The organism is Frankia sp. CcI156, from assembly GCF_001983015.1.
In the GTDB taxonomy this organism is placed as follows: domain Bacteria; phylum Actinomycetota; class Actinomycetes; order Frankiales; family Frankiaceae; genus Frankia; species Frankia casuarinae.
In genome coordinates this window covers 1-13,707 of sequence record NZ_MOMD01000034.1, presented here as the reverse complement: position 1 = coordinate 13,707, position 13,707 = coordinate 1, and the positions used below count along the sequence as shown (strand labels likewise).

10 protein-coding genes, 1 tRNA gene and 1 pseudogene are annotated in these 13,707 nt (G+C 68.0%); 6 read left to right on the top strand and 6 right to left on the bottom strand.

The features are described 5' to 3' along the window. The first annotated feature begins 223 nt into the window (after nt 1–223). Complete coding sequence (locus CcI156_RS26940) at nt 224–523, top strand: hypothetical protein (RefSeq protein ID WP_254847420.1); 300 nt, start codon at nt 224–226, stop codon at nt 521–523. Nucleotides 524–660: 137 nt separating this feature from the next. On the opposite strand, the gene CcI156_RS13920 is transcribed toward CcI156_RS26940, so the two are convergent. Further along, a complete protein-coding gene (locus CcI156_RS13920; protein WP_011438438.1) occupies nt 661–1,656 on the bottom strand; it encodes a MoxR family ATPase in 996 nt (331 codons plus the stop codon). 1,179 nt (nt 1,657–2,835) lie between these two features. Here CcI156_RS13920 and CcI156_RS25695 point away from each other — a divergent pair. Further along, a complete protein-coding gene (locus CcI156_RS25695) occupies nt 2,836–3,000 on the top strand; it encodes a hypothetical protein (protein WP_023841005.1) in 165 nt (54 codons plus the stop codon). A 110-nt stretch (nt 3,001–3,110) separates the two neighbouring features. Here the strand turns inward: CcI156_RS25695 and CcI156_RS13915 are convergent, their stop codons facing one another. Together CcI156_RS13915 and CcI156_RS27785 are read right to left on the bottom strand one after the other, a co-directional pair. Beyond that, nucleotides 3,111–3,428 (bottom strand): hypothetical protein, encoded by a 318-nt coding sequence (locus tag CcI156_RS13915; RefSeq protein ID WP_076806106.1) that lies wholly within the window; start codon nt 3,426–3,428, stop codon nt 3,111–3,113. A 449-nt stretch (nt 3,429–3,877) separates the two neighbouring features. Then, nucleotides 3,878–4,027, bottom strand: a pseudogene (locus CcI156_RS27785) (ISKra4 family transposase); the annotation flags it as partial. A 984-nt stretch (nt 4,028–5,011) separates the two neighbouring features. Between CcI156_RS27785 and CcI156_RS13905 the strand changes: the two are divergent. After that, nucleotides 5,012–7,681, top strand: coding sequence for an FUSC family protein (locus CcI156_RS13905; protein ID WP_076806104.1), 2,670 nt, complete (start codon nt 5,012–5,014; stop codon nt 7,679–7,681). Between the two features lie 76 nt (nt 7,682–7,757). On the opposite strand, the gene CcI156_RS13900 is transcribed toward CcI156_RS13905, so the two are convergent. Both CcI156_RS13900 and CcI156_RS27410 read right to left on the bottom strand, forming a co-directional pair. Then, nucleotides 7,758–8,411 (bottom strand): hypothetical protein, encoded by a 654-nt coding sequence (locus CcI156_RS13900; protein ID WP_235608997.1) that lies wholly within the window; start codon nt 8,409–8,411, stop codon nt 7,758–7,760. A 404-nt stretch (nt 8,412–8,815) separates the two neighbouring features. Continuing rightward, nucleotides 8,816–8,938 (bottom strand): hypothetical protein, encoded by a 123-nt coding sequence (locus CcI156_RS27410; RefSeq protein ID WP_256382305.1) that lies wholly within the window; start codon nt 8,936–8,938, stop codon nt 8,816–8,818. A 286-nt stretch (nt 8,939–9,224) separates the two neighbouring features. On the opposite strand from CcI156_RS27410, the gene CcI156_RS13895 reads away from it, so the two are divergent. Then, entirely contained in the window at nt 9,225–10,040 is an 816-nt protein-coding gene (locus CcI156_RS13895; protein ID WP_011438444.1) for an SAM-dependent methyltransferase, read from the top strand. Between the two features lie 85 nt (nt 10,041–10,125). On the opposite strand, the gene CcI156_RS13890 is transcribed toward CcI156_RS13895, so the two are convergent. Next, on the bottom strand, nt 10,126–12,375 hold the full coding sequence (locus CcI156_RS13890; protein ID WP_076806101.1) for an MMPL family transporter: 2,250 nt from the start codon (nt 12,373–12,375) through the stop codon (nt 10,126–10,128). A 514-nt stretch (nt 12,376–12,889) separates the two neighbouring features. Between CcI156_RS13890 and CcI156_RS13885 the strand changes: the two genes are divergently transcribed. Continuing rightward, nucleotides 12,890–12,965: transfer RNA gene (locus CcI156_RS13885), tRNA-Thr, on the top strand. Nucleotides 12,966–13,486: 521 nt separating this feature from the next. Further along, nucleotides 13,487–13,707, top strand: a 221-nt coding sequence (locus CcI156_RS13880) for a helix-turn-helix domain-containing protein (protein ID WP_254847419.1), incomplete at its 3' end; no start/stop codon positions are given.

Here is a 13,707-nt window from a genome sequence, read left to right as displayed (position 1 = left end):
TTCCGGGCACAGTCCCATCTTCCGGGCACAGTCCCATCTTTCGGACAAAGCCCACTCTCCCGGGTGCGCCCACGTCGCAAGCAGGGTGGGCGGGGCGGGACTGCGCTGGGCTTGAGCGACGGGCCGAAACGCGACGGGCCAGAACGCGACGGACCAGAACGCGACGGGCCAGAACGCGACGGGCCAGAACGCGACGAGACGCGGGAACTGCGTGGAGCCGGTGATGATCGAGGGGTACCGATCGTTCGAGCTGATAGGGCACGGCGGTTTCAGCACGGTCTACCGCGCGGAACAGGAGATATTCGATCGCCGGGCCGCCGTCAAGGTGATGCATTCCGATCTGCGGGATCCCGCGGCCGAGCGTCGTTTCGTGCGCGCATGCAAGGCGACCGGGCGCCCCACCGGACATCCGCGCCAACACGGATACAGCCAGGCATGGGAGTACCTACYGGCTACAGTCGTCACCCTGGACGGACAGAACGAGCCCATTCCGGGGGTACCGGCCTGTTCGGGCTATCTGTAGCCGTTGCGCGAGTACGGCCGGGAACGGGCCCCTCGGTCGAGGCCACACCGTCGAGGCCATGCTGTCCATCCGGCGGAGTCCAAGGTCCATCCGCCGGCCCGTCCGGCACCCGATGTCGGCCGACCGGAGTGCCACGGTCAGATGCCGACGAGACGACGCGGGGACGGGATGGTCTCGACGACCTCGTCCACGACGTCCTCGGCGATGACGCGGCGCAGTTCCGCCTCGGGGCTCAGCACCAGCCGGTGTGCCAGGACCGGCTTGGCCAGCACCTTGACATCGTCGGGGGTCACGAAGGCCCGTCCCTGCGACGCGGCACGCACCTGGACGGCCCGAAGCAGCGCGATACTGCCTCGTGGGCTCGCCCCCAGGCGGACGACATCCGGCAGCGTGCGGGTCGCGGCGACCAGATCGACGATGTACCGCCGGAGGGCGGGTGCCACATGGATGGCGAGTGTCCGGGCCGCGTGGGCMACCACGTCCTCCGCCCGCATCACCGGTCTCAGATCCTCGATGCGCCGACCCACCTGCCGACCATCGAGGATCTCCAGCTCCGCAGCGAGGGAGGGATATCCCATCCGCAGTCGCATGAGGAACCGGTCCAAGCGGGCCTCGGGCAGGCTGTACGTGCCGTCCAGGTCGATCGGGTTCTGCGTCGCGACGACCATGAAGGGCCGCGGTACCGGATAGCCGGTCCCATCGACGGTGACCCGCCCCTCCTCCATGGCCTCCAGCAGAGCCGACTGCGTCTTCGGCGAGGCGCGGTTGATCCCATCGCCGATGACAAGATTGGTGAACACCGGGCCCGCGCGGAGTCCGAACTCGCCGGCACGCTGGTTGTAGACCATCGTCCCGATGATGTCCGCGGGCAGCAGGTCGGGCGTGAACTGGATGCGATGACAGCCGGCGCCCACCGACGCGGCGAGGCTGCGGGCCAGGGAGGTCTTCCCCAGACCGGGGACATCCTCGACGAGGAGATGGCCGTCGGCGAACATACAGATCGTCGCGAGATCCACCACCTCACGCTTGCCGCGGATGACCTTCTCGACGTTTGCGACCACATCATGGAAGGAGGCTGAGAACGTGGCAACCGCGGACCGGTCGCCAGACGTACTGTCGCGGCCGTCGCCCATGYGGGTCACGCGCTGCCTCCTAGCCCAGTGGTGTCGGGGAACGAGGACCGTCCGAGCGATGCGGACAGCGTGCTCAATCACCGGAATGGGCTCCTCGTGGGTTGATGGAGGCGGACCGTGCCGGGCGAGGGGGCAACCGGCCCGGTCCGCCCACGGGCGGCGGGGGGAACCGCCCGGGTACGGCGGCCCGCGGCGGCCGTCGCCGCCGCAGAGCCGATCCGTTCCGCTGCGATAGACGACGAGCCGACCCGCTTCGTTGTTCCATAACCCGACTGAATTGTCGATCCAGTGATCCTATGACCGGATGGTATCGTCGATCGCTTCGATTCGTGCAGATCTTGCTACTCTCCGTAGAGATCTGGGTGTGACATCACGAAAGGCGGCACGAGGGTCGCAACCTGTCGACCGAGAGAGGCGTCTTACGCGACAAGAACGACAACCCCGCCCAGACGGACCATCCCGAGATGGGCAACATCAGCCCAAGATGCTTATGGCCTGTCCGCGTATTGTTGGGTGATACGTGGAGATGTGGTGAGCGATGTACCCCTCCTACGGCGCTCACCCGGAGGTGTCTGTGTGGGCGGGGTGGCCCGCCCACACAGACACCGGCACCGCAGCCAGACGGCGTCGGGCCCATGAACGAAAATCGATGGCCAGCCGGTCCAGGCCCCTCAGTTCGACGACGCGGAATCCGACAACGTCGTGCAGGCCGCGGTCGTGCAGGCCGCGGGACCCGGGTCGAAGCCGGCGGTTGCATGGTGAGGACATGGGTGAGGACGAGGTAGGCACCGCTGGGYAGGGCGTCCACGAGGCGGCGGACAATGCCAGGCTTCAGGAACGGTCCGGATGCGGTCGGTGGCGGGCGGCTGGACGGCCGTCGGGCCACCCGGGGCGGTAGGAAAGGAAGTGCGTGCGCACGCGGGCGGTMACCGAGATCCATAAACCCGCGGAGCAAGATCCGTGAACCCGCGGAGGCCCTACGGATAGTGAGGTGCAGARCCCGCGACGCATCATTCGTCACGTTTTGTAGCTTCATCAGAGATACATTAACGCGAAGGAAACACTGATTTACGCCCCAGAAACCCTACCGTGCGAGCCTCCTTCTACGTATCACCCGGCTTCCACCCTCGAGCCGGGCAGGCCAACCGGTAATCTCAGCACGGTGAGGTGATTACAGCTATGCACGACATTGTGACGATAGCCGCCACTATTAACGAGCGTCCCACTCTCGAGGAAACCGACGCGATGCTGGCCGAATTGCGGCGGCTACCACGCGATGGGAAGACCATCGAGCTGATCGATGAACTGCTCGAATTCCGGTCGCTCCTRAAGGCGACGGCCTGAGCTGTACCCCCGGAGCGACCGGAATCGAACGATCGGAACCAGTAATTATCCCGACAACCCGGCGGAGTTTCGTGTTCCGGACGGTGTCGTCGGATCACCCGTCTGTCGGGTTACTGCTGACCCCCGCCGAACGGCTGGCCCTGCTGCTGCTGCTCGCCGCCCAGCCCCGAGGCGAAACGCTCCCCAGCGATTCCTCCACCCTGAACACCCGCGCCTACTCCCGCAAGCTCCAGGAGTCGGTTCTCGACGTACCGCTCGCTGTGGTGCGTCTTGTCCGCGATCCGCTGGACGAGGTCGTTGACGCTCGTCGCAGAGTCAAGGTCCGCCGGGCTCACCTGACCGAACTGGTCAAGGATACGGTAACGAATCTGCCRCCAGTTCTGCCGCAGCTGCTGTTCCACCTGCTGCACCTGCTGCTGTTGAGCCATTTTCCCTCTTTCTCCTCTCGAGCAGAACATCCGGATGCGTGTCGGCCAGCACCGGCCGGCACGGGAGGGACGTTACCGCAGCCGAGTCGGKCGACGTCAAACCCGAGAACCGATATGAATGTATCCTCATGCATCCGACGTCCGGCACCTGCGAGTCGCATTCAGAGCACATCGCTTCGTGCTGGTTGAGAAGATGACCGCAGCAGGGTGGAACTCGCACCAAGGGAACAAAGTGCCGCACTGTACAGGATTCTTGAAATCTCGGTTGAACAACGTTTCAGAGCGGCGGAAATCCTGGACGATGGGCGGGTGGTCATCCGTCCGCATGCCCCTCGGCCTGCCGGCAGGTGCCGGTCCAGAAAAGTCAGTACGTGGACCCCGCCGCCCCGAGAGTTAGACAGACCACCATCAACCCAAACGGACGCTCGCTCAGTGAGCCTCATACCTCATTCGAGTCCCCAGCGGGTGGCGGTGAGGTCGAGGCGGTCCTTGACGAGGTGGCGGCAGGTGCCCTCGACGACGCCGGTCGCGATCGGCCAGCCGTTGGCGAGCGCGGTGTCGTAGCCGAGGTAGGCGGCTTTGGCGGTCAGGTAGGGGGCTTTGGCGGTCAGCCAGTTCCGGGCCAGCTCGACCGCCTGGCGCTCGCCGACCCGCTGCCCGGTGAACCGCTCCACCGTGGCGACCGGCGCCACCCCGGCCCGCGTCTCCCGTTCGGCGAGCCTGTCCAGACAGGCCTGCAGCAGCGCCCGCTGCACCTCCCTGCCCCGATCGTGGATCAGCTCCTCGAGCGCGTCGGCTGTCGACCCCGCCGCGGCGCTGCCCGCCAGGTCCGCCTCCAGCGCGGAGTACAGTGCACGCGCCGCCGCGAACAACCCCGCCCGCGCGGCTTCCGTCGCTACTCTGCGCCTGGCTCTGGGTGCCAGCCAGCGCCCGATCGGCCTGGGCGCACCACGAACATGGTCCCTCGGCGACAGGCCATCGAGCACAGCATCGAAGTCCGTGCACGACCGGCTCGACACCCCAGGTCAGCGGACGCTCCGGYTCGGCCGGGTCGCCGGTGTTGACCTCCAGGCCGTGGATGAACGCGAACATAGCTCGGCMAGGCTGACAGCCGCGCCACGACGATCGGCCCCTCGGCAATGACCTCGTGCCAGGCCTCCGCATACCGACAGGCAAGATTCTCATCGACGGAGGCAATGACGTCGACCGGTGCCGCCGCGCGGACCGGAGATCCTCCACATAGATCAGGAGGACTATTCAGAACCCTTCAATCAAGATCCTTAGCGGCGCCCTGCCCTACGACAATGCATGATCTAGATCATCTGAGCTGAGAGGCCTGGATAAGCCTCCTCGTAGGTGCCCCTGATCGAGGACAGCACGGCCGGCGAGCGCGGTGACCACCAACGTTCACGAGGTCGGATCCGCATGATCGCGCAGCGGCCGAACTGTGGGAAGCCAGGCACGGTTCAGGGACCRCAGACCGTACTCAGGTMCCCCAAATTCACCGRCCGTCGGCTAGGACAGTTCGGCTAGGACGGTTTAAGTAGGTACGGCGATGGTCCAGGGCAGAGGTGGAGGGGCCGATGCAGGACGGATGGCTGGGACGGCTCACCAGAGCGTTCCCCGACGACCCCGGGCTGATCAACCTCAAGGCGGCCGTCCGGGTTGCCTTCATCGCCCCCACGCTGCTGGCCGTCACCTATCTGGCTGGTGGGGACGTGCGGCTGAGCCTGTTCGCCTGGTTCGGYGCCTACACCCTGCTGGAGTTCATCGACTTCACCGGGCCGACCAAGACCAGGCTGTTGGCCTACGTCGCGTTCGTGCTTATCACCGTCTCGCTCATCGTCATCGGCGCGTTGTGCTCCCGGACACCTTGGCTGGCRGCACCGGTGACCGCGCTGGTCGCCCTGGTCGTGCTGTTTTCCGGGGTCCTCAACGCGTATTTCGCCGCCGCCGGACGGGCCACGCTGATGGCCTTCGTCCTGTCGGTGATGACGCCTGGCCCGGTGTCCGCCATTCCGGAACGGCTCGCCGGCTGGGGGGCCGCCATGGTGGTGGCCGTCACCGCGGCCATGGTGCTGTGGACGGAGCGGCCCCCAACACGGCTGCGTGCCGCGCTGGCCCAGGCGTGTCGGTCGATGGCCGCCGGGGTGGCGTGGACGACCATGCCTTTTCCGCAGTCTGACGGGACCGGGGCGGACGGGACCGGGGCGGACGAAGTTCCCCGGATCTGGACCGACGTGTTCCACCTGCGCCGCAGGTTCGCCGAGACCGCGCACCGGCCCAGCGGTGTCGGCGGGCGCACCGCGGCGCTGGGGTATCTCGTCGTGGACGTCAACTGGCTGGTCCCGTTCGCCGAACCGCGTGCGGACCGGAATCGGATCGCGGCGGCATGCTTCCCCCGCGAAGCTGCCGAGATCCACACCGCCGCCGCTGCCACGCTCGCCGCCGCGGCCGATCGACTCGACCGCGGTCCACGGCCGAGCGAGAGGCTCGGCCTGGACCGTTTGGAGCGGGCTGAGCGGAGGATGCGCACGGCCCTGCTGGACTACCTGGAGGGGCAAGTCAGCCGGCCGGCGCCGGACGCTGACGGGTGGAGCGCCCGATCGGCCCAGAAGATGGATGATCTCGTGGTCGCCGAGTCGGAGCAGYCGCCGGCGGACCTCGCGATCGCCGAGGCGTTCCGGCTGCGCAGGCTGGCCCGGGGGACCCGGGAGCTGGCGACGAACGTGCTGCAGGTGACCGCGCCGRCACCGGCGCTGCGCTCCTGGGTGCGGCMGCGTGGCTGGCCCGCCAGGCTAAGGCGGCTCACCCGGCGAGGCGCCGCCGCCACCGATCTGGCCGCCGGATATGCCAGCATCCGGTCGGTGTGGTTCCGCAACAGCGTCCGCGGCGCCGTGGGGCTCGCCCTCGCTGTCGCCCTGGCCCAGAACACCGAGGTGCAGCACGGCTTCTGGGTCGTGCTGGGTACCCTGTCGGTGCTGCGGTCGAACGTGGTGGCGACCAGCTCGACGATCCTGCGGGACCTGCTGGGCACCGGGATCGGCATTGTGGTGGGTGGCCTGTTCGTCGCCCTGATCGGTACCCACACCGTAGTATCGTGGCCGCTGCTGCCGCTGGCTGTGTTCGTCGCCGRCTACATGCGACGGAAGTCGTTCTTCGCGCTGGGCCAGGCAGGCTTCACCGTTGCCATCCTCATCCTTTTCAACATCGTTGAACCATTAGGCTGGCGGGTGGGGCTGGTCCGCATTCAGGACGTTATGATCGGCTTCGGGGTTAGCCTGGCCGTGGGAGCGCTGCTGTGGCCGCGAGGAGCGGCGGCGGTAATCCGGCACCGTGCCGCCGCGGCCTATCGGATGGGCGCGGMTTTCCTCGCCCTGGTCGTCATGCGGGCACCCGGTGATGACGATCCGCCCAGCGCCCGGCCGCGAACCTCGCCCTGGCTGGACCCGGCCTATACCGACATGTCGGGCCATCCGGACGGCCCCGCGGACACCATCGGTGTGCTCGTGAGCCGGGTCGGCGCCTCCCGAACAGCCGGCGCATCCCAAACAGCCGGCGCATCCCGAACAGAGGACGCCGACACCGCGGGCTCGGACGATGCGGCCCTCCGCCGTCCCAGCCGGGACCAGCAGGTGGCCGCCGCGGCCCGCGATGCCATCCGCGCCGGGCGGCTGCTCGACGACGCGGTCCRTCAGTACCTGTCGGAGCAGCCTGACGGCCGGCTCGACGTCGACGCGCTCATGACCGTCGTCGGCGGGGCGCTGCGGCTGCGCCGGACCGCGCAGCTGCTGCACGCCGGCGACGTGCCCTGGCCGGCCGACATCCTGCGGGCCGGGGGCGGCGTCAACATGATCGCCTCGACCATAGAGATCTCCGCCGCGCTGCCCGATCTGGCCGCAGCCCAGGAAGCGGTCACGGTGGAGACGACCGAGCTGTGCGACTGGTATCTGCGGTTCGCCGAGGCACTCGGCGGCGGCAAGCCTCCGCCGCCGGCAGACCCGAACCCCACTCCTGGCCCGGCCAGCATGGCGGCGCTGGCCGTGGTGCGCCATGGCGCCGCCGCGCACCGACGCCCGGAACTACGCGCCGGCGTGGCGCTCGCAGCACGCGCGACCTATCTCGACATCCTGCGTGGTCTGCAACCGATGCTCACTGACGCGGGCCTGGCGCTCGTTCACCAGGGCCCCGCTGGACGCCGCGGCTGGGCGGCCGACGTACGACCCCGGCGGACTCGCCGGATGCCACGCTGATGAACCCATCCGTTCGCTGACTTCGTTACGGTCGCCCGTCGTGGCGCAGGTGCCCCACCTGCGCCACGACGGCCGATCAGTTCACCTGGGCGTGCCGCCGGCCATCGGGCGCCGGGACGAGCCGGCCGCAGGCCGCCGGGTCGGTCGCCTCCTCGGGCAGGGCCGGATTGAGCTCGCTGCGGCCGGGGCCGTCGTAGCGGCCGTTGTGGCTGAAGTCGACACCGTGCTGTTCGATCACGCCCTCACCGGCCCGCAACTGCGCGGCGACCGCCGGGGTGACCGTGAACGTGCGGTGGTAGGTCGCATTCCCAACCGGGAACCTCGCCACCGCCAGCTCGCTGGCCGGGCTGGTGTCGCCGGACGTGGTCAGCGACACCGCGACCGGGCCACGCCACGGGTTGCCGTCAACGGTCCGGAAGTGGCCGTGGACGCCGGTGCCGGTCACGTTCGGCGGTGGACAGACGTGGCGGCCACCGATATGGATGTGCTGCGCGTGCGGCAGAGCCGGCGCCAGCCCGCGACTGAAGATCGAGATGGTGAGTTGGTCGCCCCGCAGGATCGCGGTAGCGGTGCTGCGGGCGCCGGAATGGTTCAACGGCATGAGTGTCGCTTGAAGGAAGGTCTCCGCRGCGCCGGAGCCGGGCGTCGGCCCGCCGCGGCCACCGTCGGCGGCCGCGGGTGTCGCGGCAAGCGCCGACAAGACCCCCAGCCCGACGGCAGGCAGCAGCACCTTTCGAATCAACTGACTACTCACAGTCATGAAGTCATAGAAGGACGTGGGCCCGGACGCGTCAAATCGACCGACCGAAACCTGCGGGGTGCCAGAACTGGGTCATCGGCGTTGATCTAGGCTTTTAGGCGGCCCGTTCGTATTCGTTGATCAAGCCGCCGAGGGCGGGGCGACGTGTGGTCCTTTTCTTGGTCAGATCAGCAACGGGCTGGTCGGGCCGTGGTGGCTGAAGATCGCGGCTACGGTGGGGCGTCGTTCGCTGTAGCGGGCCGCGTAGGCGTCCGCCTGGGAGTTCGGGGCGGGATCGCGACCGCGGTGATGCCGGCGTCGGCGAGGACCGCGTCGGCGAGGACCGCGTCGAACGATGCGGTGAGTCGAACGATGCGGTGAACTGTCCCGCCCGGTCACGGATCAGGAACGGACTTCGGGTGGATGCGGCGCAGCACTGCGACCTCGTGCCGCAGCACGAGCAACTCGATGTCCTTGGATGYCGACGACCGGCCGAGCAGCACCAGCCAGYCCCACACACCCGAACGAAGATCAGACAGAACAGATAGAACAGATAGAACAGCCACACCGACGCAGGTGACCATGATGCCGGCAGCCGCGCCGCACATCGTCCCAGCTCACAGGCCCAAGCCGACTTCTGGCGCCCCACAGGCCGGCCGAGAGTACATGTCCCAGCAGTTGATCCGCCGCTATTTGCGATGATATACCCTAAAATCGGTAGCCGAGGTTGGCCCACAGGCCACACTCCGACTGGATCTTCCTGCTTCGCCGGGTTCGCCCGGCCGAGCCAGCGTAAGGAGAGACGTGGCTGAGCAGCACAATGGCACCGGGAACCCGACGGGCCATTCGAAGATCGACACGACGACGCCGCATTCAGCTCGGATCTGGAACTACTGGATGGGCGGCAAGGACAACTACCCGGTGGACCGCGAGGCCGGCGACGCCTACATCAAGGTGTTCCCGGGGATCGTCACCCTGGCCAAGGAGTCCCGGCGGTTCCTCATCCGGGCTGTGGCCCACCTCGCCGGCGAGAGGGGCGTCCACCAGTTCCTCGACATCGGCACTGGCCTGCCGACGATGCAGAACACCCATGAAGTCGCCCAGCGCATCGCACCCGATTCCCGCATCGTGTACGTCGACAATGACCCGCTGGTACTAGTACACGCCCGCGCCCTGCTGGTCAACACCACACCGGAAGGTGTGACAACCTATCTCGACGCTGATCTCCACGATCCGGACCGGATCATTGCTGGTGCCAAGAACGTACTGAACTTCAACGAGCCGATCGTCGTCATGTTCATGGGGATCCTGGGGCACGTCGCCGACTTTGATGAGGCACGGGCGATCGTGGCGCGGGTGGTGGCCGCCGTCCCGTCCGGCAGCTATCTACTGCTGTGGGACAGCACCAACACCAGCGAGGGCTTCGACGAAGCCCAGCAGGGCTATGACGACACGGGCGCGGTCCCCTACATCCTGCGCAGTCCGGATCAGGTTGCCCGTTTCTTCGACGGTCTGGACCTTCTAGAGCCGGGTGTGGTGTCGATCTCGCAGTGGCAGCCGGACGGCGCCGAGGGCTTTGCCGCAGTGGATGGATACGGCGCCGTGGCCCGTAAGCCGTAGAATTGGATGATCTAACTTTTGAAGGTTTCGCGCGGCCCTACCTACCGATAACGGGGAAGTAACGCAACACGCCCGGGCCCCATCCCTATGTACTCCTCCGGGAGAAACGGCCGCCGCGCGTGCCGTTGCCCGCGTGGGATGGCGCCGACGGCGGGTCGTACGACCTCGTGGCCGCCCTCGCCGGYCGGCGCTGCGCGGGTACGCCGCCAGCGGTTTCACGGCGCCGATCCAGGTGCACCAGCGCAGGGAGGACGACCGCTCGCACCACGAATGCGTCGAGCGCCACACCGACCGCCAGACCCACCCCGAGCAGCTTCAGCGTGCGGGACGGCTGCGCCACGACCACCGACAACGCCAGGATCATGATGAGGTTCATGGTGAGGACGACGTGCCCCACGTCGGCGTGGCCGCGGCTGACCGCGTCGCCTTCGAGCGCCCGCCAGCCTGGCGCATCGGTTTCGCGCAGTCTGCTCAGCAGGCTCAGGTTCATGCCCGGGGATAGGCCGAACCCGACGACCAGCACGAAGACCAGGATGAACGGTTCGATCGGACCGGCCTGGAGGCCCAGTTTCCCGGCGAAACGGTCCTGCTGGAAGACCGTCGCCAGGACACCGACCGTCGCAAGGCCGCACGACAGCTCCGAAACGGCGAGCACGGCGGCGGTGACGCGCGAGGACGCCGTGAGGAAGGTCAGCGCGCCCACYGCGAGCAGGACCACGAACGCGAACATCGGCAGCGCGTCGCGGAAGTCCGCGGCCATGTCGGCGAACAACGCCGCCTGCCCGCCCACGTAAGCGCGGCTCACGGTGGGCCGCAGTACCGCCGGCAGGACGTCGTTGCGCAGTCGGTGCACCAGATCGTAGGAGTCCGTCGACCGGGGCCCCGCCTGCGGCAGTACCTGGATCAGGGCCAGGCCCGACTCGGGACTGTCGAACGAAACGTATGCGTGTTTGACCMCCGGCGTCGTGTTGAGGGCGGCGACGACGTCGGTCACGGCGACGGTCCGGCTGCCCTCCCCCCGGTYGACGACGACGAGCATCGGCCCGTTGAGACCGCTGAAGAAGTCGCGGCTGACCACGTCATACGCGCGTCGCGCGGTGGCCGACGTGGGCTCCGCGCCCGCGTCGGCGCCACCGAGCCGCAGGGTTACCACCGGTGCCGCCATGGCGACAAGCAGCACACACGCCACGGCCACGGCGACAGCCGGGTGGCGCCCCACCTGCCTGGCCCACCACGATCGCACGCCCGGCCGGTGCGGTAGGCCACGACCCGTCGTGGTCAGGGAATGCCGTCCGACCCAGCCCAGCATCCGGGTGCCGCCGAGGACGAGCAGCGCTGGCAACAGCGTGAGGGTGACCAGGGCGCTGAGCACCCCGGCCACCMCGGCCGCGAGGGCGACTCCCGTGAATGGGCCCAGGTCCAGCAGGAGCACGCCGGTCATCGCCACGCTCAGGCACACGCCACCGGAGGCCAGGGCGGCGACCGACTTCACCATCGCCTCGGTGGCCGCGTCGACCGGGCCCACACCCCGTGYCAACGCGGTCTGCGCCCGGTACACGACCAGGACGGACCCGCCCAGGCTGACCCCGAGGGCGATCATGCCGCCAAGCAGAGCGGCGAAGGGAGTAGTCAGGACATGGTGGGACAGTACTGTCGTGACGGCCACGGTGGTGACGGTGGCCATGGCCGCGACGACAGCGGCGATCATGGCGGCCACCCTCGAACGCAGGGTCAGGCACAAGACCGCCAGCGCGACGGCGAGAGCGGCCAGCAGCGGTCGGATCGGGACGCCGGCCGAGGTGAGCGCGGTCGCGCCCGGTCCGCCCAGCTCCACCTGAAGCTCGGGACCGCCGTAGGACCGGGCCGTGGCCGAGACCCGTTTGATCGCGCCGAGGTCGAGTTCGAGCGCCGACGCTTTCATGATTACCGGAGCCACCGCCGTGCGCCCGTCGGCACTGACCGGTGACACACCCAGCACCATCCTGCCTAGTGGTCCGAACGGGTCGGCGACGGTGAGTACCCCCGGCAGCTTCCCGACATCGGCGAGCAGCTCCTCGACCTGTCGGTGCACCAGCGGGTCCGCCAGCGTGCCGCGCCTGGCGTGCAGCACGATCTGTTCGGTGTCCGGCAGGACGCCGCCCGGARTCACCTTGCGCGCCAGATTCATTGCCCGCTGCGACTCGGAACCGGGAACCGTCACATCGTGGCTGTATTGCGCGTGACCCGCGATCACGAAGAACACCGCGGGCAGGAGGAGCACCGCCCACATGCCGACCGCGATCCAGCGACGGCGGGCACACAGACGTGCGACGCCTGTCAACGCAACGATCAGCATGGTTGGCCCTTCGCTATTTTGGACAACCTATCTCGCGGACAAGCAACGTCAATCACTCTTTGGTGGGGCTCTTTGGTGGAGCTCGTCGTCCGATAATTCTGGAGACGATTCACGGGAGACGGCACTTTACGGCGTTCCCGCACGCCTGGCCTCGTGCTCGACCGTACCRCCACGAACTGCCCGACAACCGCTGTGACRAAATTTGTTCACCGATTCCGGCACCACATTTTTCGGTGGCAAGAATGTGGACGGCGGTATCGGTGCCGCTCGGGGTACCCCGATGGCGGCGCTGACCGGGTCGACTGGGTCGACCGGGCCGAGCTGGAGCTCCTCGCCCGCTTCACGATCGAGGAGCGGGTGCCGACACGTCGACCGGTTGTAGGTGCTCGCCGGGTTCGCGCCGGGCAACCGGCGGGGCACGCCACGGGTACCCTTTTGATCTTGCCGGGCCGGCGGCGAACCGGCCGGTGGCCTCAGCGTCTCAGTGCGGCGGTCGGGTATCGTGAGATCGCCCGCCGGCGTGGCGCAATTGGTAGCGCACTCGACTTGTAATCGAGCGGTTAGGGGTTCGAGTCCCCTCGCCGGCTCCAGACAGATGGTCTCTGACCTGCGGTTTTGCGAAATCGAAGATCATCTATTCAAGATCGAAATGGGTTTGTGTGCGCATTGTGTGCGCATTCGGCAATTGTGTGCAGGGAACGATCATGAACGGGGTGTCCTCTCCGGGCGCCTGGGCCGGGACCTGCGGTCGCGACACCGCCCCGACGACGGTTACGTTCCGTTATCGCCTGCCGTTCTGAGGGCGGGTGGGATCGGCGAGAACGATGCGTGGCGGCTGACGGTAGCCGGTCCGCCATCCCACCCCACGCCACCGCGGCACGGGGATCGGACGTTCACGGCGCCGCCAGGGTCGATGGCGGCGCCGTGGACGTGAACATGGCGACGGAGCAAGCAACCCGGTGTTACAGATCTTGAATGGTCGGGGTCTGTTTGATCACATCCGGTCTGTCCGGGTATGACCCGGCCGTGTCCGACGCTTGTATCGGGCATGAGGTATGCGGATGGTGGCGGGCTTACCGCRCAGGGTCGTGCCCGTCGGGAAGTGGTCCGGGTGCAGKCGGCGGACCTGTTCGCCGCCGGGGTCGATCCGGTCGAGGTYGCCGGGCGGCTGCGGGTGAGTACGAAGTCGGCCTACCAGTGGAAACGGCTCTGGCAGGCCGGTGGCACGGCGGCGCTGGCCTCACGAGGACCCAGTGGTGCGTCATGCCGCCTGTCGGACAGTCAGCGTGACCGGCTACGGGTCGAACTGGACCGCGGTCCGGCCGCGCACGG